This window comes from Amycolatopsis pithecellobii (genome assembly GCF_009707865.1).
GTDB classification, from domain to species: Bacteria; Actinomycetota; Actinomycetes; order Mycobacteriales; family Pseudonocardiaceae; genus Amycolatopsis_E; species Amycolatopsis_E pithecellobii.
Genome location: NZ_WMBA01000028.1, coordinates 1 through 22,717 on the forward strand (window position 1 = coordinate 1; position 22,717 = coordinate 22,717).

Sequence of the window (22,717 nt, forward strand, 5' to 3'; positions counted from 1 at the left end):
GGTCTCAGCCGGCGGCGCCCCGCACACGTTCGGGGGGTGGTTCCCCGGGGCGGCGTTCCGGACGCCGCCGCATCGCAGGAATGTCGCCTCGGGTAGCCCGTTCAGCGGGCGGACAGAATTTGCGTTGACCCACCTCCCGGCGAGTGAGTAGCTTTCCCGATACCGGCCGCTCTCGTGGTCTTTCCACGGCGGCCGGTTACTGAGGGGAGGCTTTCGTGATCCGGAGGACGCATGCGTTCGCGATGTGCTTGGCCGGACTGCTCATCGTGAGCGGGCTGAGTGCGGCGAACGCGGCGCCGGATTCGTGGGCCGTGCGGGCTCTGCGGGGAATGAGCCTGGTGGAAAAGGTCGGCCAGCTGTTCGTGATGGACGTGCAGGGCAAGGCCGCGGACGAGCCGGGTAACCAGGCGAAGTACGGGGTCGAAACGGCGGCCGAGGTGGTCGAGCGCTATCACCCCGGCGGAATTATCTATTTCAACAATTCAGGCACCGACAACGTCGATGACCCGGTGCAGATCGCGAATCTCTCCAACGGATTGCAGCGGGCCGCGCTGGCCTCGGGCGCGCGAGTTCCGCTGATCATCGCGACCGACCAGGAGGGCGGGCGGGTCACCCGGATCCCGTCGCCGGCGACGGAATACCCGGCGAGTATGGCCATCGGCGCGGGACGAAGCGCCGAGGACGCCCGCCAGCTGGCCACGATCAACGGGCGCGAACTGCGGGCCATGGGCATCAATCAGGACTTCGCACCGGACGCCGACGTCAATTCCAACCCGCTCAACCCGATCATCGGGTCGCGGTCGTTCTCCGCGGACCCGGCACTGGCCGGCCGGCTGGTCGCGGCCGAAGTGGACGGTTACCAGCAATCGATTTCCTCGGCAGCCAAACACTTTCCCGGTCACGGGGACGCCGCGACCGACAGCCACACCGGACTCCCGGTGATCGCCAGGACGCAAGAGCAATGGCGTGAAACTGACTTGCCGCCATTCCAGGCCGCGATCAAGGCCGGCACCGACGTGATCATGACCGCGCACATCACCGTTCCCAGCCTCGACTCCTCCGGCGAACCGGCCACGCTGTCGAGACCGATCATCACCGGCATTCTTCGCGATGAACTCGGTTACGACGGCGTCGTGGTCACAGATTCGCTCGGGATGGCCGGGGTAAGGCAGCTGCACCCGGACTCGGAGATCCCGGTACTTGCGCTGGAAGCGGGCGTGGACCAGATGCTCATGCCACCCGACCCGGCGGCCGCGGTCACCGGTGTTCTCGACGCGGTGAACAGCGGAAGGCTCACCGAGCAGCGCATCGACCAGAGTGTCCTGCGCATTCTCCAGCTGAAGGCCAAGCGCGGCATCGTGGCGAATCCGCTCGTCGACCCGCAAGCCGTGGCCTGGACCGTCGGGACGCCCGAACACCTCGACCGCATCCAGCGGCTGACCGACCGCACAACGACTGTCCTGCGCAATGACGTGGGTTTGCTGCCGTTGCGTGCGCCCGGCACGATCCTCGTGACAGGTTGGCGCAATCCGGACTACCCCGGCTCCCCTGCCGATCCCGTTGCCACGCTGGCGAACCAGCTCGGCGGCATGCCGTTCCCAACCGGCGCGAACCCTACAGCGCAACAGATCGACAGCGTGGTCAGCGCCGCTGGCAAGGCCGGCACCGTGGTCGTGCTGACGAACGGCCTGCGCACTTCGACGGGCCAGCAGAATCTGCTGAACAGCCTGCTCGCGACAGGTAAGCCCCTCGTCGCTGTCGCCGTGCAGGAACCGTACGACGTGGGTCACGCCGACGCGCCGACCTGGCTGGCGACCTACGACTGGCGAGATGTCACGATGAAATCGCTGGCGAAAGTCCTGCTTGGACAGAGATCCCCGGAGGGCAAGCTACCGGTGTCGATCCCGGCAGGGGACGACCCGGGCAAGATCGTCTACCCGTTCGGTGCGGGACTGAGCTGGTGAGCATAAACCGGCGGGGCTTCCTCGCGGTGGGCGCGCTCGCGACGCCACTTCTCGCCCATGGATCCGGAATCGCCCACGCCACAAGGGAAAGTAGCGTGGTGACGGGAGCGGACCAGGTTGCCGCACAGAGCTGGCGCAAGCTCGCCGGACGCAAGGTCGGTGTGCTGTCCAACCCGACAGGTGTGCTCGCGAACCTCGACCACATTGTCGACTCCATGGTCGCCGCCGGGGTGCGGCCTGTCGCGGCCTTCGGCCCCGAGCACGGTTTCCGTGGCAGTGCGCAGGCCGGCGGGTCGGAAGGCGACTACGCGGATCCGCGGACCGGAATCCCCGTATATGACGCCTACGGTGCGACGGCCGAAAGCCTTGCGGGCATGTTCACCAAGGCCGGCGTGGACACGGTCGTCTTCGACATCGCCGACGTCGGCGCACGTTTCTACACCTACATCTGGTCGATGTACACGGCACTGGCTGCCGCAGCGAAAGTCGGTGCTTCGTTCGTCGTGCTGGACCGGCCGAATCCCGTCGGTGGCAAGGCGTTCGGCCCGATGCTGGACCCGGCGTTCGCCTCCGGGGTCGGGGTGAAACCGATCGTCCAGCAACACGGGATGACGGTCGGCGAGCTCGCCCGGTTCTTCGCTGCGGAGTTCCTGCCCGCGAAACCCGAGCTGGACGTGGTCGCGATCCGGGGCTGGCGGCGTGACATGTTCTTCGCGCAGACCGGACTGGCGTGGACGCCGCCGAGTCCGAACATGCCGACCCCGGACACCGCGCTCGTCTATCCGGGGCTGGGTCTGTTCGAGGGCACCGTGTTCAGCGAAGGCCGTGGCACGACACGGCCGTTCGAGATCATCGGCGCTCCCGGGGTGGACTGGCGATGGCGGGAAGCGCTTTCCGCATTGGAGCTGCCGGGCGTCGAGTTCCGCGAGACGTATTTCGTGCCGACGTTCGCCAAGTTCGTCAACCAGACATGTGGCGGCGTCCAGCTCACCGTCACCGATCCGCGTGGCTTCGACCCGATCCGCACCGCGGTCGCCATGCTCGTGACGGCGAAGCGCACGCATCCGGACCTGTTCGCGTGGCGGCCGGATCTGATGATCGACAAGCTGTCGGGCTCGGACCGGCTCCGCACAATGGTCGACGCGGGGGCCGGTGTGGAGGAAATCGTCGAATCGTGGCAGGCCGAACTCGCGGGTTTCGTCGCCCGCTGCCAGCCGTACTTGCTCTACTGGTGAGGTCAGCATGCGTATCGGGAAACTTCTGGTCGCGTTCCTCATCGTGACCCTGATCGTGCCGGGAGCCAGCGCCATCGCCGAACAGTCCTGGGCAGGCCGATTCGACCGGCCGCAGCAAGGTTTCGCGCCTGCGAGCACGGTGCTGCGGGACGGCACACCTGCCACGGTGAGGCTCGACGCGGCGCCGATCAGCTCGGCGGAGCAGTTCCTCGCAAGCTGGGCGCGTAATGACCTGGCCGTCGGTCATCCGCACTTCTCCGGCGCTGTCGGCCTGCTCGCGCACGACGGCGTGGTCGTCGATCGGTACGCGACCGGGCAGGCCCTGCGCTATGCCGACGCCACGGGCAACGAACTGCCCGCCGACGAGCAGGTGCCGATGCGGCCGGACACGATCTTCGACCTCGCCTCGATCACCAAGCTGTTCACGTCGATCGCGGTCATGCAACTCGTCGAGGCCGGGCAGGTCGAACTGTCCGAGCCCGTGGCGAAGTACCTGCCGGAGTTCGCCACGAACGGCAAGGAGCAGGTGACGGTCGAGCAGCTGCTGACGCACACCTCCGGCCTGGACGCCGATCCGAAGCCGTCGCTGTGGCAGGGCTATCCGGACATTCCCTCACGCCGCCGGGCCGTGCTCGACAGCCCGCTCGTCCACGTTCCTGGCTCGACGTACTTGTACTCCGACATCAACCTGATGACCCTCGGATTTCTCGTCGAGCAACTCACCGGTTCGCCGCTCGACGACGTCGTGCGCGATCGCATCACGGAACCGCTCGGCATGCGCGACACAGGTTATCGCCCGCCGGCAAGCGAGCTGGACCGGATCGCGGCGACGGAGTACGAGGCGGATCCGCCGCGAGGCCTGGTCCGCGGGCAAGTACACGACGAGAACGCGTGGGCGCTCGGCGGCGTTTCCGGTCACGCGGGCATCTTTTCGACCGCCGGTGACCTGGCGGTGCTCGCACAGACGATCCTCAACGGCGGCGTGTATCGCGGCGCCCGGATCCTCCGGCCCGAGACGGTCCGGCTGATGCTGACGAACCACAACACCGGTTTTCCTGGCGACGATCACGGCCTCGGGTTCGAGCTGGACCAGATGTTCTACATGGGCGCGCTGTCGTCGCCGGTGACGGCGGGGCATACCGGATTCACCGGAACCACGCTGGTGATCGACCTTCAGTCGCGGTCCATCGCGATCCTGCTGACGAACCGGGTGCACCCGACGCGAAACTGGGGCTCGATCAACCTCGCGAGGGAGACCTGGGCGACCTCGCTGGCACGGGCCATGGCGGTGCGACCCGCGCGTGGGCCGGATGCCTGGTTCAGCGGCCTGGGCAATCTCGGCACGGCCACGCTGACCACTCCGGCGTTGCATCCGGCCGGCTCGGCACATGTCGACTTTGACGCTTTCGTGGATACCGAAACCGCGGATCCGCTCGTTCTCGAGTCGAGCGCGGATGGTGTTACGTGGCAGGCCGTCCCGGTGCGGGCTGCTGGTCCGGGAGCCCCCGAGGGCTCAGTGCTGACGTTGAGTGGTCACGGGCACCGCGCGTGGTGGCGAGTGGCGGCAGAAGTACCGGCGTCTGGTCAGGTGATTATCCGCTGGCGCTACTCAACCGATGCCTCGTACACCGGCCGGGGTGTATCTGTGGACGGTGTACGAGTAACCAGCACTAACGGCATGCTGTTGGATGGTGAACGGGCACCGTCGTCACTGTCCGCTGTCAACTGGGTGCAAAAATCGCGCTGAATGAAATGCCGATTTCTCAGGTTAGAGGCTTAGCATGCACCCAGGATTCCCTAGCACCGATCGAGCGCGCGGGCTACCGACGATCGTTGGCTGTTTCGGGAACCACAACAAGTTGCCAAGTCGTTAACAAGTAGACGTTAACAACTTTGACCTAGTTGGCGACTTTCTGGGCAACTGAGTCAGCGCAGCTCGGACGTGCAGGGGCGGACGAGTTGCGATCATCCCGAAGGATGTGGTTAGCCTTGTCTCAAATGCCGACGGTTAGCAATTTCCCCACGGAGGCAGAGCTCGATTCCGTAACGGAGCCGGCACCGACAGACACTGTTCCGGCCGCCCGTGAATCCGAGGCCAGCCCCCTTGTGCGGATCCGGTCGTTGCTGCCGGGCTTGGCGCGTGCTGAACAGCGTGTAGCCAAAGTCGTGCTGGACGACCCGTCCTCGGTCGCTCGGCGCAGCATCACCGAGGTCGCGCTGGCCGCGAACACAAGCGAAACGACGGTCACCCGGTTCTGCAAGGCCGTTGGCGTCGGCGGTTACCCGCAGTTGCGGATCGCGCTCGCCGCGGACACGGCGCGCACCGAGGCGCGGTCGAGCCGCAACCTCGGCGGCGAGATCGGTGTGAACGACGACCTGGCCGCGGTGGTCGGCAAGGTGAGCTTCGCCGATGCCCGCGCGGTCGAGGAGACCGCGGACCAGCTCGACGTCGCGACGCTGGAACGCGTGATCGATGTATTCGCCGAAGCCGGCCGGATCGACGTCTACGGCGTCGGCGCGAGCGCGTTCGTCGCCGCCGACCTGCAACAGAAACTGCACCGTATCGGCCGGGTCTGTTTCGCCTGGTCCGACACACACATCATGCTCACCTCGGCCGCCGTGCTCGGCGCCGGCGACGTCGCCATCGGCGTGTCACACACCGGCGCCACCACCGACACCGTCGAGGCGCTACGGGTGGCTCGTGAGCACGGCGCCACCACGGTCGCGCTGACGAACTTCCCGCGCTCCCCGATCACCGAGGTCGCCGACTACGTGCTGACCACCGCTGCCCGCGAGACCACGTTCCGCTCGGGTGCGACGGCCAGCCGGATCGCGCAGCTGACCGTGATCGACTGCCTGTTCATCGGGGTCGCGCAGCGGCACATGGACGAGGCATCGCGGGCATTGGACGCCACCAGGGAAGCGGTCGGCACGCACCGGCTCGGCGTGCGGCCCGACGGCCGGAGACGTCCTCGTGAAACCGGTAAGTGAGGGGAACTGAAATGGGGCGCACGACGACGCTGGCCAGCCAGGTCGTACACGTCGATTCTCCGACAGAGCAACGGAATCCCCGGACGACCGATATCGACCGGATGTCCTCGCTCGGCATTCTCTCCATGATCAACTCTGAGGACCGGCGGGTACCCCAAGCGGTCAACGAGGTGCTGCCCGATCTCGCCGTCGCCGTCGACTACGCGGCGGAGGCGTTGCGCAACGGCCATCGCGTGCACTACGTCGGCGCCGGCACGTCCGGCCGGCTCGCCGTCCTCGATGCCGCCGAACTCGTGCCCACCTACAACGTGCCCGACGGCTGGTTCGTCGCGCACCACGCCGGTGGCGCACGGGCCTTGCAAAAGGCGGTCGAGAACGCGGAGGACGACGCGGCGGGCGGCGCGGCGGAGCTCTCGGCCGCGGTCAAGCGCGGGGACTTCGTGCTCGGCCTGACCGCGTCGGGGCGCACCCCATACGTGCTCGGCGCGTTGCTCGCGGCGAGCCAGAAGGGCGCCCGCACGGGGCTCGTCTCGGGTAACCCGCAGGCGATGCGGCCGGCCGGGGTCGATGTGCTGATCGCGGTCGACACGGGTCCGGAGGTGATCGCGGGGTCCACCCGGATGAAGGCGGGCACGGCGCAGAAGACGATCCTCACCGCGTTCTCCACCGCGACGATGGTCAAGCTCGGGCGGACCTACTCGAACCTGATGGTCAGCATGCGGGCAACGAACGCGAAGCTGCGCGGGCGGACGCTGCGCATCCTGCGCGAGGCGACCGGCGCGAGTGAGCAGGACTGCGCGGACGCGCTCGCCGAGGCCGACGGTGATTTGAAGGTGGCGCTCATGCGGTTGCTGTGTGGCGTCGACGTCAACACCGCCACGGCGCTGCTCGCGGCCAGTGGCGGGCACGTGCGAGACGCCGTGACCGCCTGCGCGGCCTGGTCGGCGCGCTCGGCGTAACCGGTCGGTGGCCGCTGCCCCGGGGGAGGGCGGCGGCGCCAGCACGCGGTCAGCTTGCTGCTTCGGCTATGCCGCGCGCTTCTTGGGCGCCTTTCTCGATCGCCTCGCAGCTGAACAGCAGCCAGCTCCGCACACCGTCGGGCTCTCCCGTCGCGAAGGCCGCCGCCGCTTCGCGATAGTGCGAAACCCGCCGGAGGCACGGGACTTCCGGCACCGTCAATGACTTCGGGTCCGTTCCCGTGGCGACCATCGTCAACCGTGCGGCGGCGCGTGCCACCACACCGTCCGCTGTGCCGAAGGGGCGTAACGCCAGCAACTCCCCATGCACGACGGCCGTCTGCAGCGGGCCCGGGACCGAAGTCGCGCCGGTGATCAACTGCGTCAGCAGCTCCAACCGCGCACCCGCCCCGGCGCGGGGGCGTCCCAGCGCATCGGCGTCCGCGACCAGATCAGCCGCCGCCAGCACGTGGATGCGCGCGAGTGCCTGCGCCGGCGCGCGACGCCACGTCGGCAGCAGCGACTCCAGCGACTCCGCCACCCGCAACGCGCCGGCCAGCACCGGGTCCTTCACCGCGGCGTCCTCGGGAATCCCCGGGTCAGCCCCGTCGATCGCCGCCGAAGCGCGTGCCGCGCGGACCGACGCCTCCGCGGCCGTGGCGGAGCCGCCGCGGAGATTGGCCGGGTGGCGATGGACCGCGAACACCGCGTCCTGCGCCGATTTCGCGGCCGCGGCGACCCCTTCGAGGTCCAGCAATGGCGCGAGTGGATCGCTCACGAACTCACCTCGCGACTGTCGACAATGGCTTCCCGTCCCGCCATGCGCCCTCCTCCGGCTCACCGGTACGGGCGAGCATAGGTCGCCCCGTTTTCAAAAGCGTCCACAGTAGGGAGTCCACGAGAGACTGTGATCGTGTAAGGATGGCTTGGAATCGCTGATGAGCTACCTCACAACAACGGTGAGACTGATGTCGCTACCGTGCTCCTGCCCGTAGCCACAACCGAAATCTCAGGAGGCCGTGCACCATGACTGAGCAGTCCCCCGGCTTGTCCAATCTGCTCACGGAGAATCGGACGTTCCCGCCGTCGCCGGAGTTCGCTGAGCAGGCGAACGCGGACACGAGCTGGTATGAGCGGGCCGAGTCCGACCGTGAGGCCTTCTGGGCGGAGCAGGCGGAACGGTTGCATTGGGACACGAAGTGGTCCCAGGTGCTGGATTGGTCGGGTGCCCCGGTCGCGAAGTGGTTCGTGGGCGGGAAGCTGAATGTGGCCTACAACTGTGTGGACCGGCATGTCGAGTCCGGGCACGGGGACCAGGTCGCCATCCACTGGGTCGGGGAGCCCGGCGACACCCGCGACCTCACGTACGCGGACCTCAAGAACGAGGTGTCCAAGGCCGCGAACGCCCTGACCTCGCTCGGGGTCACGGCGGGGGACCGGGTCGCGATCCAGTTGCAGATGATCCCCGAAGCGATCGTCGCGATGCTCGCCTGCGCCCGCATCGGCGCCCTCCACAGTGTGGTGTTCGGCGGGTTCTCCCCCACCGCCCTGCGGCAGCGCGTCGACGACGCGGCGGCGAAAGTCGTGATCACCTCCGACGGGCAGTACCGGCGCGGGAAAGCCGCTCCCATGAAGGCCAATGTGGACGAAGCGCTGGCCGGCGCCGAATCGGTGGAAAAGGTGATCGTGGTGCGCCGTACCGGCGACCCGGAGACCCCGATGACCGAGGGCCGGGACGTGTGGTGGCACGACCTCGTCGACGAGCAGTCTGTCGAGCACACACCGGAAGCCTTCGACGCCGAGCACCCGCTGTTCATCCTCTACACCTCGGGCACGACGGGGAAACCGAAGGGGATTCTGCACACCTCCGGCGGGTATCTCACTCAGGTGGCCTACACCCACAACGTGGTGTTCGACCACAAACCCGGCGAGGACGTGTACTGGTGCACCGCCGACATCGGCTGGGTGACCGGGCACTCGTACATCGTGTACGGGCCGTTGGCGAACCGGGTCACGCAAGTGGTGTACGAGGGCACGCCGAACACCCCGCACGAGGGGCGGCACTGGGAGATCATCCAGAAGTACAAGGTCTCCATCTACTACACCGCCCCGACGTTGATCCGCACGTTCATGAAGTGGGGCGACGACATTCCCGCCCGCTATGACCTGTCGTCGCTGCGGGTCCTCGGATCGGTGGGCGAGCCGATCAACCCCGAAGCCTGGATCTGGTACCGCGAGCACATCGGCCGCGGTGAGATCCCGGTGGTGGACACCTGGTGGCAAACCGAGACCGGCGCCATCATGATCTCCCCGTTGCCTGGCGTCACCGCGACCAAACCCGGGTCGGCGCAGAAACCCCTCCCCGGTATCTCGGCGATCGTGGTGGACGACACCGGGAAGGAGGTCCCGCCCGGTGGCGGGGGCTACCTCGTGCTGGACAAGCCGTGGCCGTCGATGCTGCGCGGCATCTGGGGCGATGACGAACGGTTCCGCGAGACCTACTGGTCTCGGTTCGCCGACCTGGGCTACTACTTCGCCGGTGACGGCGCCAAGTACGACGACGACGGCGACATCTGGCTGCTGGGCCGGGTCGATGACGTGATGAACGTGTCCGGGCACCGCATCTCCACCACCGAGGTCGAGTCGGCGCTCGTGTCGCATCCCACGGTCGCCGAGGCCGCGGTCGTTGGTGCGACCGATCCCACGACCGGCCAGGGCATCGTCGCGTTCGTCATCCTCCGTGGCAACGCCGCGGACGGTGGGGAACAAGCCGTGCAGGACCTGCGCAACCACGTGGCGAAGGAAATCGGGCCCATCGCCAAACCCCGCCAGATCATGATCGTCCCCGAACTTCCCAAGACCCGCAGCGGCAAGATCATGCGCCGGCTCCTGCGCGACATCGCCGAAAACCGCCAGATCGGCGACGTCACCACCCTCGCCGACTCCAGCGTCATGGACCTCATCACCCAGGGCCTGCAAACCGGTAAAGGCGAGGACTGACCCTTAACACGAAATGTGGCCCCCTTCCGCGGAAGGGGGCCACATTCGTTATCTGTGCGGGAAAACTCAGCCGGTCACGTCGAGGTGAGCCTTGACGGGGGTCGGCGTCGGGGCCTTGCCGTTGGGCAGCGGCTTGTTGCCGACCGGGACGACGGCGTTGCGCGACGAGGAGGCCGTCGGCTTCGTGGTCGACGACGGGTCGGTCGCCTTGCTGCTCGACGGCGCCGTGGTGGTCGGCGTGTTGTCGCCGCCGCCGTCGTTGTCGTCACCGGGCTGGCACGTGACCGAAGCCAGGTCGATCTTCTGGATGCCGTCGACGTTGATCGACACGGCGGTCACGGTGACCGACCCATCCTTGTGCGTGACCTGCTTGTTCAGCTCGACCGAGGCAACGCCCGGCACCTTGACCGCGGTGTTGGGACCGGCCGCGACGTCGAGTTTCGTCCCGCCGATGTCCGCCTTCGCCAGCGAGGACGAAGACTTGCCGTTACCGCAGCTCGCCTCGATCGCGGACGCGGTCAGCAGCGGCTTGCCCACGCCGAGGCCCACCTTGAGGTCCGCGACGCTGGCACGCGCCCCGCCGCCGCCGGCCCGCCCGTTGAGGACGTGGAGGTCGAGCAAGTTTGCCGGCAGCTGCAGCCTGGCGACGGACTCCTGCGAGAATCCGTCCGAGTCGTCAACCGACGGGGTCGGCTTGATGGTGAGCAGACCGGTTGCGGAGATCGCGAACGCCGAGTTCACGCCCGAGTCACCAGCCTGGGTCGTCGCGCTCGCGGCCGGAGCAAGCACGGTCCCTGCGACGAGCAGGGCCGACAACGCGCCGATACCGCCGGCGACGGCCTTCTTCCTGGACAAGTGTTCACCTTTCTACGGAATTGTTTTCGGGGTTGCCCGGCGACTTCTATGTGATGTTCACAATGGTGCCGAGCGGCAATTTCACGAGCTGGTCCAAGGCTTCCCGCGGCACACGAATGCAGCCATCACTGTTCGGCTGGCCGACGAAACTGTCGTTGGGCCACGTGTGCAGACCGACGGTGCCCGGGCCGCCGCCGAATGTTTCGAGCGAATCGGAGTGATAGCTCAACGGCAGCACGATGGGGCTGTAAGTGTTCTTCGTTTCTTCGATCGAGGCGATGATGTAGGCCCGTCCGGCCGGAGTGGGGTGCTCCGGCTTTCCGGTGCCGATCGTCCACGAACCGATGGACTTGCCATTCTCCAGAATCTGCAGTTTGAAGCTCGCCCTGTCGACCGCCACGGCGTAGTCGTCCTGCGCCGTCTCGGCCGCACCGGCAGGCACATGCACCCAGCCTGCGGATGCGTTCGGCCTTGTGGGCAAAAGGATTTGCGCCCACTCACCCTGCTCGCCGACCACGGGAACCCAGGTCGGTGAACCCATCTGGATGCTGGGCAATTTCGCGATCGGCTTGCCACCGACCGCTGCGTACACAACGAGATCGCTGTTCGGATGCAGCACCTTTCCCGCCGCCGCACCGGAATTCGGCTGCGGGTCGGCGGGCGCGCCGGTGACGGTGCCGAAGGTATTGGCCTCCGGCAATTGCGTGAGATCTTCCTGACTCACCGCGGCGGGCGCGATATCCGAATCCGATGAATTTCCGGAACACCCGGCCACCGCCAGGGCGAATACCGAAACAGTCGCGACCACGAACGTTTTTCGGGCGCGCGAAACCGCACTCTTCTGCATCTACCAATCCTCAGGACAACTGCGAACACGAATGCTCGGGCCGCGTCTCCCCGAAGACACGTGGCACCTCTCAGGCCCCCGCCTAGCGCTTAATTGCTATCAGCACTCGTTCCGGTGATCAACTATCGGGTCAGCTGCGCCGAAGCTCGGGACCTGCGGGGATGTCGCATTTTCCGAGTTCGGCCCATCCGCGGAGATACACCCGATCGGGTGTATGGCTGTGACAGATCGGGCCACCTCCACTCCATCGCATGCTCACCCCGAAGGGTGATAACCCGCACCGTAGCGACTCCGCGCGAACGGCTCTACGCGGGGTAGGCCATTCAGCCAGGGCACGACACAATCGACGCGCGGACCCGCTGTTCGCAAAGTCGAACACGTGTTCTACAATCTTGGCCGTCGTACCCTACGAAGAGGGAGACCGCACCCGCATGAGCTTGGACACCAGCACCGCCCCGCAGGAGCAGGCGACCGACGAGGAGGCCCCGGAGAACGGTGCCGCCCCCGCCGCGGAGAAGGCGAACGAGCCGGCCGCCGAGGAAGCGAAGCCGAAGCGGGGCCGTCCCAAGGCCGGCGCCGCCCGCAAGACCCGCACCGTCGAGCTCACCCTCACCGTCACCGGCTCGGCCGACGGTGACTGGCAGGCGGAACTCAAGCACGGCAGCACATGGGTGGCACGCGGCCTGGTCATCTCGGCCTCCGCCGTGTCCCGCGCGGCGAAGGAGCTGCACGGCGACCTGTCCACCCCGATCGACGAGGTCATCAACGAAGCCCGCGAGCAGCAGCGGGCCAAGGTCGCGGCGCTCGAGGCCGAGCTGCAGGAGGCGAAGCAGGCGCTCGCCGACCTGGACGCCTAGCCAAGCGCCGCCGCAGGGCCTACAGTCGTCCCTGCCTCAGGCTCGCCGGGGGCCGATGTCCACTCGATCAGGCATCGACCCCCGGCGTTTCTTTTCCCCACAAGATTCATCTGGGAATTGACTTAGGATAGCCGAAACTAACTGAGGCGAACCTGTTTTTGGCGCAATAAACGATATCACCGGTCATGTGTTTCAATAATGTCGTGACCGATACCCAGAACCCCACCTCGGCGCATACTGCGGAGCCGCATCGCGGCAGTCTCGGCAGCAGGCTGAACTGGCTGCGTGCCGGGGTTCTCGGCGCCAACGACGGGATCGTGTCGGTGGCCGGCATCGTCGTCGGCGTGGCGGGCGCCACCACCGACCACCTCGCGGTGCTGATGGCCGGAATTGCCGGACTCGTTGCGGGTGCGCTTTCCATGGCGGGTGGCGAATACGTTTCGGTGAGTACTCAACGCGACACCGAACGCGCGCTGCTCCACAAGGAAAAAGAAGAGCTCAAAACAATGCCGGAGGCCGAGGAGCGCGAGCTCGCCGGGATCTACGAGGACAAGGGGCTCTCCGCCGAACTGGCGGCACAGGTCGCGAGGGAGCTGACCGCGAAGGACGCCCTGCAGGCGCACGCCGAGGCCGAACTCGGCCTCGACCCCGACGACCTCACCAGCCCCTGGCAGGCGGCCTGGGCGTCATTGTTGTCGTTCTCGATCGGCGGCCTGCTCCCGTTGCTGGCGATCACCTTGCCGCCGCTGTCCTGGCGAGTGTGGACCTGCGTGCTTGCCGTGGCCGCCGGCCTGTTCCTGACCGGCTACGTCAGCGCCCGCCTCGGCGACGCACGTGCCCGCCGCGCGGTGCTGCGCAATGTGGGGGTCGGCCTGCTGACGATGCTGGTCACGTACTACGTCGGCGCCCTGTTCGGCGTCGCCGTGCACTAGCGGACGCCGGACATCAGCCTCCGCACGAGCGGACTGATCACCGCGAGCAGCACACCGATCGCGACGGCGATCGCGCCGAGGATCCCGAAGTACGGCGTCTCGTTGCCGGGGCTGTAGGACTTCGCCAGCGAGCCGGACAGCGCGGTGCCCAGCGAGACCGACAGGAAAAACAATGCGACCATCTGCGTGCGGAACACCTCGGGCGCGAGCTTCGTGGACAGTGACAGGCCCACCGGCGAGATCATCAGCTCCGCGACGGTGAACACCAGCAGGATGCCGATCAGTCCCAGCAGCGGCGCGCTGTTCGGCCCGCCTCCCGCCATCGGCAGGAACAGCAGGAACGCGACGCCCATGATGCCGGTCCCGAGCGCGAACTTGATCGGTGTCGACGGCTGACGCTCGGACAGCTTCGTCCACAACGCGGCGAACACGGGGGCGAGCACGATGATGAACACCGGGTTGATCGACTGCACCCACGACACCGGCATCTCCCAGCCGAACAGGTTCCGGTCGAGCCGCTTGTCCGAATACACCTCGACGACGGTGAACTGTTGCTGGTACAGCGCCCAGAACGCGGCGCTGGCGATGAACATCGGGATGAACGACAGCACGCGCCTGCGCTCCACCGCGCTGATCTTGCGGCTGGTCAGTATCACCGCGAAGTAGATCACCGCCGCGATCGCCACGATCCACACGACGACGTCGGACAGGTTGGCCGCCGTGACGGCACCGGTGAGCACCGCGACCAGGATGGCGCCGACGACCACGACCAGCACGCCTGCCGCGTGTGGCCGGTTCGAGGCCGGCAGCGGGTTCGGCACCGTGCGCGCCGAGTCCGGCAGGTTGCGCCGGCCGAGCGTGTACTGCACCAGACCGAGCGCCATCCCGATGGCGGCGAGGCCGAAGCCGAGGTGGAACCCGACCCCGCTCTGTGCGAGACCGGTGAGCAGCGGGCCGACGAACGCGCCGAGGTTGATGCCCATGTAGAAGAGACTGAACCCGCCGTCGCGGCGTGGGTCGTGTTCGCCGTAAAGCGTGCCGACCACCGATGTCGCGTTGCCCTTGAGCCCGCCGCTGCCGAGTGCGACACACACCAGACCGACGCCGACGCCGACGTAACCGGGCAGCACCGCGAGCGCGATATGCCCGATCATGATCAACACGGCGCTGGAGAACAGGGTCCGCTCGGCGCCGAGCAGTCGGTCGGCGAGCCAGGCCCCCGCGATCGTGGACAGGTACACCAGGCCGCCGTACGCGCCGACGATGCTGGTGGCGGTGGCCTCCGGCATCGAAAGTCCGCCCTCGGCGGCCGAGTAGTACAGGTAGATCGGGAGAATGCCGAGCATCCCGTAGTAGGAGAAGCGCTCCCACATCTCGACGCCGAAAAGGTTCGCGAGCGCCCGTGGGTGTCCGAAGAACCTGGTGTCCGCCCTCGTCCCGGTTGAGGTAGCCATTCGCCGACATCCCTTACGGTCTGAACTCTGTTGGTAATTCACGTCCTATGTCGACGGTACTGTTGGATCGTGCTTAGCGGGTAGTCTGCAAAAAGGTGCGCCGGGAAGTCTGGTCGGCAAAGGTGGATCGACCGACCCCAAGGAGCTGCCCGTGCAGAAACCCCGCGCTGTCGGAGAATTCGTTCGCTACCTGCGCACCGAGACAACCGGCGGGATGATTCTTCTGGCGGCCACCGCGGTTGCCCTGTTGTGGGCGAATTCGCCGCTGGGCACCTCGTACCGCGCGATCCGTGATTTCCAGCTGGGGCCGCACTTCCTGCATCTGGACCTGTCGATCGGTGAATGGGCGAAAGACGGGCTGCTCGCGCTGTTCTTCTTCGTCGCCGGGCTGGAACTCAAGCGCGAGGTCGTAGTCGGCGAGCTGTCCCGGTTCAAGCAGGCGGTGCTGCCGGTGGTGGCCGCGATCGGCGGGATGATCGTGCCCGCGCTGCTGGTGCTGGCCATCGCCTGGGGCCAGCCGGGGATCGAGCGGGGCTGGGCGATCCCGGTGGCGACCGATATCGCGTTCGCCCTCGGCGTACTGGCACTCGCCGGGTCGAACCTGCCGAGCAGCACCCGGATTTTCCTGCTGTCGCTGGCGGTGGTCGACGATCTGGGCGCCATTCTCCTCATCGCCGTGCTGTTCACCAGCGATTTCGACCTGATCGCCGCCGCCGTCGCGGTGCTCGCGCTGCTGTTGTACGCCTGGCTGCAGCATCGCCGGGTGCGCACGCCGTGGGTCTACGTTCCGCTCGCCGTGATCACCTGGATCGCCGTGCACAAGGCCGGTGTGCACGCGACGATCGCCGGGGTCGCGCTCGGCCTGCTGACGAGGGTCCGGCCGGACCCTGGCGAGGAGCAGGCACCGGCGGTCCGGCTCGAGCACATGCTGCAACCATGGTCGGCCGCACTGGCGGTGCCGGTGTTCGCGCTGTTCGCCGCCGGGGTCGAAATCAACGCCAGGTCGCTCGGCGAAGTGTTCACCACGGCACTGCCGCTCGCCGTGATGATCGGACTGGTCGCGGGCAAGACCATCGGCATCTTCGGCGCGTCCGCGCTCGCCGTGGCGCTGCACGTCGCGGAACGCCCGCGCGACACCGGCTGGCGTGACTTGGCCGCGTTGTCGCTGCTTGGCGGCGTCGGGTTCACGGTGAGCCTGCTGATCTCCGAACTCGCGCTGACCGGGGAAGCCAGTGAACGGGCCAAGGCGGCGGTGCTGCTGGCGTCTTCGATCGCCTCGCTCAGTGCGGCCTGTCTCCTGCTCCGGCGCAGCAAAGTGCACGGCGCGCGGGAGGACTGACCGAGCCGAGCCCGGCGGCACATGGCACGATGGCCCCCGTGAGCAGCCAGGAGCACGAACGCAGCGGCCCAGACGGCCTCGGGGCCGTGCCCTACATCCCCTTGTCGCCCGATGACGGCGCCGGCACGGACGGGCAGTCCATCGGCAGCCTGGTCAGCCAGGCCACACAGCACCTGTCGACGCTGGTGCGCGCGGAGATCGAGCTGGCCAAGTCGGAGGTCAGTGGCGAGGTCAAGAAGGGCATCAAGGGCAGCGTCTTCTTCGTCATCGCCGGCGTGGTCGCGCTCTACAGCTCGTTCTTCTTCTTTTTCTTCGCGGGCGAACTGCTGTCCGAGTGGCTCAAGCGCTGGGCCGCGTTCCTGATCGTGTTCGGCGTGATGCTGCTGGTGGCCGCGTTCTTCGGCTTCCTCGGGTTCCGCAAGTTGAAGAAGTTGCGTGCGCCGGAACGCACGATCACCAGCGTCAAGGACACCGCCGCGGCGCTCAAGCCCCGGCGGGAGGCCGTCGCCGACCACAGCTGACCCCCGTGGAGCCGCCCGATCCGTCGACCGTCCGGCTTGACGGACCGTGGACCCATCACGACGTGTCCGCCAACGGCATCCGGCTGCATGTCGCCGAGGCCGGCAGCGGGCCGATGGTGTTGTTGCTGCACGGGTTCGCCGAATTCTGGTGGGCGTGGCGGCATCAGCTGGTCTCGCTCGCCGACGCCGGGTTCCGGGTGGTCGCCGCGGACCTGCGTGGCTACGGCGATTCCGACAAACCACCGCGCGGCTACGACGCGTGGACGCTCGCCGGTGACGTCACCGGGCTGATCCGCGCGCTCGGCGAACGCCGCGCCCATCTCGTCGGGCACGCGTGGGGCGGCATGCTGGCCTGGACCGCGGCCGCGCTGCATCCACGGTTCGTCACATCCGTGAGCGTGCTCGGGGGCGCGCATCCGCTGGCGTTCCGGGCGAGTGTCGCCGGTACCGTGCTGCGACCCAAGGGGCGCAACCAGACGCGTTCGTTCGCGCACCTGTTCCGCTTCCAGGTGCCGATGCTCCCGGAACGCCGGCTCGTCGCGGACGACGCCGCACTCGTGGGCAGGCTCGTGCGCGCCTGGTCCGGTCCACAATGGACATACACCGAGGATTTCACCGACACCGTCGGCAAATTCCGGCAGGCGATACTCGTGCCCGGGGTGGCGCACAGCGCGCTGGAGTACTACCGGTGGGCGTTTCGCGCCCAGTTCCGCGGCGAAGGCCGCCGCTTCACCGAGGACGTCGGGATGCGGGTCGCCGTGCCGGTGCTGCAACTGCACGGCGAGGCGGATTCGTGTGTACTGCCCGAAACCGCGCGTGCGTCCGCGCCATGGCAGGGTCCGCATTCGCGGTTCGAAGCACTCCCCGGCATCGGCCACTTCCCGCATCTGGAAGATCCGGAGCGGACGGACAAAGCGATTCTGGACTTCCTGGAAACACAGCGGCGCGAAGCGGCTCCGTGAGGGGTGGTGGTCGGGTGAGGGGCTGGCGCTAGGCGGCGCAGGAACCGGTGCTGACGCGCGCGCTCAGCGTCGGCGCCGCTTCGATCACCGGGTTGACCTGCTTGGTGGTGAGGGTGAATCCCGTGTCCGCGTCCTCGACCGAGGCACCGAACACAACCCCGATGACGTCGCCGTCCGGACTCACCAGCGGGCCGCCGGAGTTGCCGCTGCGCACCTGCGCGCGAACGGTGAACACGTCTCGCCGCACCGTGCGCGAGTCGTAGATGTCCGGGCCCTGCAAGGTGATTTCGTTGCGGATACGGCCCGCGGTCGCCGTGTACGGGCCGTCGAGCGGGTAGCCGAGCACGATCGCGCTGTCACCCGCCTTCGCCGGGCTGGGGGCGATGGTCAACGGGGCGGCCTGCAGCCGCGGCACGGCGAGCACCGCGACGTCGACCTCCGGGTCGAAGTACACGACCCGCGCCGGGAGCCGGCCCTGCGACGTCTCGACCGCGGTCTCGTCGGTCCCCGCCACGACGTGTGCATTGGTCATCACGCGCTGCGGGGCTACGACGAAACCGCTGCCCTCGAGCGCGCGGGAACACGACGACGCGGTCCCGCGGATCTTCAGCACGCTTCCGCGCAGTTGCTGGACGATCCCGCTGTTCTGCAGGGTCGCGTCCGGCGGCGCGATCTCGTTGATCTGCGTCTTCTGGAAGGGGTCCACAATGGACGGAAAGCCGGACGCGTCGAGGAGTTTGCGCAGATCTGCGGGCAACCCCTCGGCCGCCGCCGGCATCGCCTTGTCGACTGCGCCGAGCACCGCCGAGTTGTTGATCGCCTTGGCCAGGCCCGGCAACGCCGCGACCCCGGTCAGCGGCACCGCGATCAGCCATGCGACCACGAACACCACGACGGCCTGCACGATCGCACCGAGCGTCTGGTCGATACCGCTGAGCTTGTCGGTGTTGACCCGGCTCTTGATCGCGTGCTTGATCCGCCGCCCGACCCACACGCCGAGCGTCTCGCCCAGCGCCACCAGGAACACCACCACGGCCACCGCGAAAGCCACCTTGGCGGCCGGGTTCTGAAACAGGTCCACGATCAGCGGCGCGAGGCGGATACCGAGGATGGCCCCGCCGATGACGCCGACCAGCGCGGGCAACGCGATCACGATGCCTTGCCGCGCACCGGAAATCGCCGCCAGCAAAGCCAGGACGATCACGAGGACGTCCACCCAGTTCATCGTGTCTCCCATTCGAGATCGCGGACGTCGTCGTGGTCCCAGTCGCGCTCCCACCCGCCGAGGGAGAGCAGCACGGACAACAGCCCGGCGGTGAACCCCCAGACGAACAGGCCGTCGACCTCGAACGCAGGCCCCCGGTAGCTGGTGCCCGGCCGGTGCACCTGAAAGCGGTTTCCGGGATCGGCCAGATCACTGATCGCCACTCTGGCCACCGCCGCGGTTTCGGCCGGGTCGACGGCACGCACCGGCGACGGAGTCTGCCAGTGCGCCAGCACCGGTGTCACGGCGAAGCGCGAAACAGGGACGAAAAGTTCCGGCAGTATCGCGATCGGACGTACTCCGGCCGGGTCGACGCCGGTCTCCTCCTCGGCTTCGCGCAACGCCGTGCCGATCACCCCGTCGTCACCGTCGTCGGCGCCGCCCCCGGGGAAGGCGACCTGACCGGCGTGCGAACCCAGCGTGTCGGCGCGGCGCAGCAACAGCACGTCCGGGCCGCGCGCGCCCTCGCCGAACAGGACGAGCACCGCGGCGGACCGGGCCGAGTCACCGTCCGGCGGAGTGAGGCGGCTGAACACGCGCCAGTCGAGCCCGTCACTGGCCTTGACCAGCGGGCTCAGCCAGGCGGGCACGGAGCCCGGGTCGACCAGCGGACCTGTCACGAACCCTCCACGACTTTTCGCACCTCATCAGAGTTGTGGAACACGCGTGGGTTCTCGATGAAATGCACCTGCCCGTCCGCGGTGACCAGGTACGACGCCGGCAACGACGGCGGCGGCTTGAGCGCAGAGCGGACCGGTCCGCTCTGCCCGTCACCATCGAAGACGCTCGGCAGGTGCACCCCGAGTTTGGTCAGCAGGGCCAGCCCGTCGGATTCGGAACTGGCGACCTGCACCTCGAGGACCTGCGCGGCGCCCGGTTCGGCTGCGTACTGGGCGAGTACGGGTAGCTCGGTCTTGCACGGCTCGCACCAGGTCGCCCAGATGTTCACCAGCGTGGTGTGGCCGGCGAGGGCGGTGCCGAGGTCCACCGTCGCCCCGTCACCCAGGCACTGCGTGGAAACGTCCTTCAACTGCGCGACTTCGCCTGTGCCTCGCGGGCACGGCGCGAGCGCGGCCGAAGCACGGGCGGCCGACAGGTCCGGCCCCGCGGTGTTGCGCGACGGCGTGTTGTCCCGCGGCAGGACCGCGATGATCACGCCGAGGATCAGCACACCCACGGCCAGCGCCCATTTCGTCGCCCTGGTCACCGGTCCCGCACCATCGCCAGGATGTGCTCGCGTTCCGGGCCCTTCACGAGCTTCGCGGCCTCGTCGAACCCGGTGGGGCCGGCGCCGTACGACGGGCAGTCCTTCGCGAGCGGGCATGCGCCGCAGGCCGGTTTGCGGGCATGGCAGACACGACGGCCGTGGAAGATCACCCGGTTCGACAGCGGTGTCCAGTTCTTGCGCGGGATCAGCTCACCGACCGCGTGCTCGACCTTCACCGGGTCCTCTTCGGACGTCCAGCCCCAACGGCGCACGAGACGTCCGAAGTGGGTGTCCACCGTGATGCCGGGGAGGCCGAACGCGTTGCCGAGAACGACGTTCGCCGTCTTGCGGCCAACGCCCGGGAGTGTGACCAGGTCTTCGAGCTTGCCCGGCACCTCGCCGCCGAACCGCTCGGTCAGCGCGGCGCCGATACCGAGGACGGAGTTCGCCTTCGCCCGGAAGAAACCGGTGGGGCGCAACAGTTCTTCGAGCTCGGTCCGGTCCGCACCGGCGTAGTCCGCGGCGGACTTGTAGCGCGCGAACAGCCTCGGCGTGACTTCGTTCACTCGCACGTCGGTGGTTTGCGCGGACAGCACAACGGCTACCAGCAGTTCAAGCGGATTCGTGAAATCGAGCTCGGCTCGCGCGTCCGGAAATTCCTCGCCGAGGCAACGCAACATCCGCCGCGCGCGTCTCACGAGCGCCAGCGGGGTTTCCCCGTCGCCCTGCCGGGGGGCGTAACGAACAGCGGGTGGCACCCCGATAGCCTACGGAAGGCACCACGAGCGTCACCCGGTGGCCAACGCGGCCTGGCGCAGGACCGAACCGAGTGCAAACGAGGATCTGAAGTCGATGACCGTCTGGTTCGTAGTAGCCGTGCCTCTCGTGATGATGTTCTTCGCACTGGCCATGGAGCGTGTCGAGGACCGCTTGAAGCATGTCGCCGTGCAGGAGGAAGAGGTCGAGGAGTTCCTGGAGCAGGCCCGGCCGAACGAGGTGCGGGCGCTCTACGGGCACGGAATCGGGCGGGCGTTGGAGCTGTTCCGGCTGCGCCGGCTCGGCGGCAGGGCGGCGAAGTCGAAGACCCGCAGGCCCCGCGGTGTGAACGCAAGTTAACCACCCACGTCGGAGACCCTTCTGGCAGCAGTTAAGCTGGGCGATTGACGAGATCGTCACTACCCGTACGGGCGCTACAGACGCGTCTTTAGGGAACGAAAGGCGCGCCCGGTGGCGCACTGTGCAACGATCTCGCCCGAACGGCCTAGACTGCAGCAAAGTGATCGGCGACACGGTCCCCACGCCGGGGGCGGGCGTCGCCACCGACGAGGAGGCACGAGGTGGACGAGACCCTGGCCCGGGCGGGCATCTTCCAGGGGGTGGAACCGGCCGCGGCCGAGGCGCTCGCGCAGACCTTGGAGACCGTGGAGTTTCCCCGGGGTCACGTGATCTTCACCGAGGGCGAGCCGGGCGACAAGCTGTACATCATCCTGTCCGGCAAGGTCAAGATCGGCAGGAAGTCCCCGGACGGCCGGGAAAACCTGCTGTGGATCGCAGGTCCTTCGGACATGTTCGGTGAGCTCTCGATCTTCGATCCGGGCCCGCGCACGAGCAGCGCCACCACCGTGACCGAGGTCCGGGCGGTGACGATGGATCGCCCGTCGCTGCGGAAGTGGATCTCCACGCGTCCGGAGATCGCCGAGCAGCTGCTGCGCGTGATCGCTCGCCGCCTCCGTCGCACCAACAACATGGTGGCGGAACTGATCTTCACGGATGTCCCGGGCCGCGTGGCAAGGGCCTTGCTCCAACTGGCCCAGCGCTTCGGTAGCCAGGAAGCGGGCATCCTGCGGGTCACCCACGACCTGACCCAAGAGGAAATCGCGCAGTACGTCGGCGCGAGCCGCGAAACCGTCAACAAGGCTTTGGCCGATTTCGCCCACCGTGGCTGGCTCCGCCTGGAAGGCAAGTCCGTCCTGATCCTGGACCCAGAACGCCTGGCCCGCCGCGCACGGTAACTTCGCGCAACTCACCCACCCGGAACGAACAACTCGCGCACCCGGAACGTTCAACTCGCGCACCGCGAACGCTCAACTCGCGCGTCGCGAAGGTGAGACGACGGACCCACCGGCACCGAGCCGGGGGGTCCAGGGGGGCGGAGCCCTCCCTGGCGGGGGTTTGGGGCTTCGACCCCCCATGTGATCGACGAAGTGAACTGGGCGAGCCAGCGAGCACAGTTCACGCTGAACGAAGGACCGGGCGCCACCCCCGACGTGGCGCACCGGTCCTTCGCTTTGCGCGGGCCATCCCCCGACGGACCGCGCTCCCCGCCCTCCGGA

The 22,717-nt window shown here is 67.7% G+C and carries 21 protein-coding genes; 13 read left to right on the forward strand and 8 right to left on the reverse strand.

The window, feature by feature from the left end:
* Positions 1-242: 242 nt before the first annotated feature.
* From GKO32_RS18410 to murQ, 5 genes are all read left to right on the forward strand, one after another.
* On the forward strand, positions 243-1,964 hold the full coding sequence (locus GKO32_RS18410) for a glycoside hydrolase family 3 protein (protein ID WP_154758191.1): 1,722 nt from the start codon (positions 243-245) through the stop codon (positions 1,962-1,964).
* On the forward strand, positions 1,961-3,199 hold the full coding sequence (locus GKO32_RS18415) for an exo-beta-N-acetylmuramidase NamZ family protein (RefSeq protein ID WP_312868082.1): 1,239 nt from the start codon (positions 1,961-1,963) through the stop codon (positions 3,197-3,199). The genes GKO32_RS18410 and GKO32_RS18415 overlap by 4 nt, the downstream gene beginning before the upstream one ends.
* 7 nt (positions 3,200-3,206) lie before the next feature.
* Positions 3,207-4,946: a serine hydrolase domain-containing protein gene (locus GKO32_RS18420; RefSeq protein WP_154758128.1), complete on the forward strand. Its 1,740-nt coding sequence runs from the start codon at positions 3,207-3,209 to the stop codon at positions 4,944-4,946.
* Positions 4,947-5,197: 251 nt separating this feature from the next.
* A complete protein-coding gene (locus tag GKO32_RS18425) occupies positions 5,198-6,190 on the forward strand; it encodes a MurR/RpiR family transcriptional regulator (RefSeq protein WP_166459637.1) in 993 nt (330 codons plus the stop codon).
* An 11-nt stretch (positions 6,191-6,201) separates the two neighbouring features.
* The gene (murQ, locus tag GKO32_RS18430) at positions 6,202-7,149 is read left to right on the forward strand and encodes an N-acetylmuramic acid 6-phosphate etherase (RefSeq protein ID WP_154758129.1); all 948 of its coding nucleotides are present in this window, start codon (positions 6,202-6,204) and stop codon (positions 7,147-7,149) included.
* Between the two features lie 49 nt (positions 7,150-7,198).
* On the opposite strand, the gene GKO32_RS18435 is transcribed toward murQ, so the two are convergent.
* A complete protein-coding gene (locus tag GKO32_RS18435) occupies positions 7,199-7,924 on the reverse strand; it encodes a Fic family protein (RefSeq protein ID WP_312868083.1) in 726 nt (241 codons plus the stop codon).
* Between the two features lie 248 nt (positions 7,925-8,172).
* On the opposite strand from GKO32_RS18435, the gene acs reads away from it, so the two are divergent.
* The gene (gene acs, locus GKO32_RS18440; protein WP_154758130.1) at positions 8,173-10,146 is read left to right on the forward strand and encodes an acetate--CoA ligase; all 1,974 of its coding nucleotides are present in this window, start codon (positions 8,173-8,175) and stop codon (positions 10,144-10,146) included.
* A gap of 66 nt (positions 10,147-10,212) precedes the next feature.
* Here the strand turns inward: acs and GKO32_RS18445 are convergent, their stop codons facing one another.
* Together GKO32_RS18445 and GKO32_RS18450 are read right to left on the reverse strand one after the other, a co-directional pair.
* A complete protein-coding gene (locus tag GKO32_RS18445) occupies positions 10,213-11,001 on the reverse strand; it encodes a choice-of-anchor P domain-containing protein (protein ID WP_154758131.1) in 789 nt (262 codons plus the stop codon).
* Between the two features lie 46 nt (positions 11,002-11,047).
* Positions 11,048-11,848 carry a protein-sorting L,D-transpeptidase LdtCP gene (locus tag GKO32_RS18450; protein ID WP_154758132.1) on the reverse strand — a complete coding sequence of 267 codons (801 nt, stop codon included), beginning with the start codon at positions 11,846-11,848 and terminating at the stop codon, positions 11,048-11,050.
* 431 nt (positions 11,849-12,279) lie between these two features.
* Between GKO32_RS18450 and GKO32_RS18455 the strand changes: the two genes are divergently transcribed.
* Positions 12,280-12,705, forward strand: coding sequence for a DUF6319 family protein (locus GKO32_RS18455; RefSeq protein ID WP_154758133.1), 426 nt, complete (start codon positions 12,280-12,282; stop codon positions 12,703-12,705).
* 185 nt (positions 12,706-12,890) lie between these two features.
* Entirely contained in the window at positions 12,891-13,637 is a 747-nt protein-coding gene (locus GKO32_RS18460) for a VIT1/CCC1 transporter family protein (RefSeq protein WP_154758134.1), read from the forward strand.
* On the opposite strand, the gene GKO32_RS18465 is transcribed toward GKO32_RS18460, so the two are convergent.
* Complete coding sequence (locus GKO32_RS18465) at positions 13,634-15,091, reverse strand: peptide MFS transporter (protein WP_154758135.1); 1,458 nt, start codon at positions 15,089-15,091, stop codon at positions 13,634-13,636. The genes GKO32_RS18460 and GKO32_RS18465 overlap by 4 nt on opposite strands.
* Positions 15,092-15,242: 151 nt before the next feature.
* Between GKO32_RS18465 and nhaA the strand changes: the two genes are divergently transcribed.
* The 3 genes from nhaA to GKO32_RS18480 are packed head-to-tail and all read left to right on the forward strand — an operon-like array spanning position 15,243 to position 17,913.
* Complete coding sequence (gene nhaA / locus GKO32_RS18470) at positions 15,243-16,430, forward strand: Na+/H+ antiporter NhaA (protein ID WP_312868084.1); 1,188 nt, start codon at positions 15,243-15,245, stop codon at positions 16,428-16,430.
* 38 nt (positions 16,431-16,468) lie between these two features.
* Positions 16,469-16,951 (forward strand): phage holin family protein, encoded by a 483-nt coding sequence (locus GKO32_RS18475; RefSeq protein WP_376765973.1) that lies wholly within the window; start codon positions 16,469-16,471, stop codon positions 16,949-16,951.
* Between the two features lie 5 nt (positions 16,952-16,956).
* Positions 16,957-17,913: an alpha/beta fold hydrolase gene (locus tag GKO32_RS18480; RefSeq protein ID WP_312868085.1), complete on the forward strand. Its 957-nt coding sequence runs from the start codon at positions 16,957-16,959 to the stop codon at positions 17,911-17,913.
* A 28-nt stretch (positions 17,914-17,941) separates the two neighbouring features.
* On the opposite strand, the gene GKO32_RS18485 is transcribed toward GKO32_RS18480, so the two are convergent.
* From GKO32_RS18485 to nth, 4 genes are read right to left on the reverse strand one after another with little or no spacing between them, the layout of a single operon-like run.
* Positions 17,942-19,138: a MarP family serine protease gene (locus GKO32_RS18485; protein WP_154758137.1), complete on the reverse strand. Its 1,197-nt coding sequence runs from the start codon at positions 19,136-19,138 to the stop codon at positions 17,942-17,944.
* Positions 19,135-19,797 (reverse strand): NUDIX hydrolase, encoded by a 663-nt coding sequence (locus GKO32_RS18490; protein ID WP_312868086.1) that lies wholly within the window; start codon positions 19,795-19,797, stop codon positions 19,135-19,137. The genes GKO32_RS18485 and GKO32_RS18490 overlap by 4 nt, the downstream gene beginning before the upstream one ends.
* Entirely contained in the window at positions 19,794-20,384 is a 591-nt protein-coding gene (locus GKO32_RS18495; RefSeq protein WP_166459636.1) for a TlpA family protein disulfide reductase, read from the reverse strand. Before GKO32_RS18495 ends, GKO32_RS18490 begins: the two co-directional genes overlap by 4 nt.
* Complete coding sequence (gene nth, locus GKO32_RS18500; protein ID WP_154758197.1) at positions 20,381-21,064, reverse strand: endonuclease III; 684 nt, start codon at positions 21,062-21,064, stop codon at positions 20,381-20,383. Before nth ends, GKO32_RS18495 begins: the two co-directional genes overlap by 4 nt.
* A gap of 172 nt (positions 21,065-21,236) precedes the next feature.
* On the opposite strand from nth, the gene GKO32_RS18505 reads away from it, so the two are divergent.
* Both GKO32_RS18505 and GKO32_RS18510 read left to right on the forward strand, forming a co-directional pair.
* Positions 21,237-21,500, forward strand: a complete 264-nt coding sequence (locus GKO32_RS18505; RefSeq protein WP_154758139.1) for a hypothetical protein — start codon at positions 21,237-21,239, stop codon at positions 21,498-21,500.
* Positions 21,501-21,721: 221 nt separating this feature from the next.
* Complete coding sequence (locus GKO32_RS18510) at positions 21,722-22,396, forward strand: Crp/Fnr family transcriptional regulator (RefSeq protein WP_091508361.1); 675 nt, start codon at positions 21,722-21,724, stop codon at positions 22,394-22,396.
* Positions 22,397-22,717: the final 321 nt, after the last annotated feature.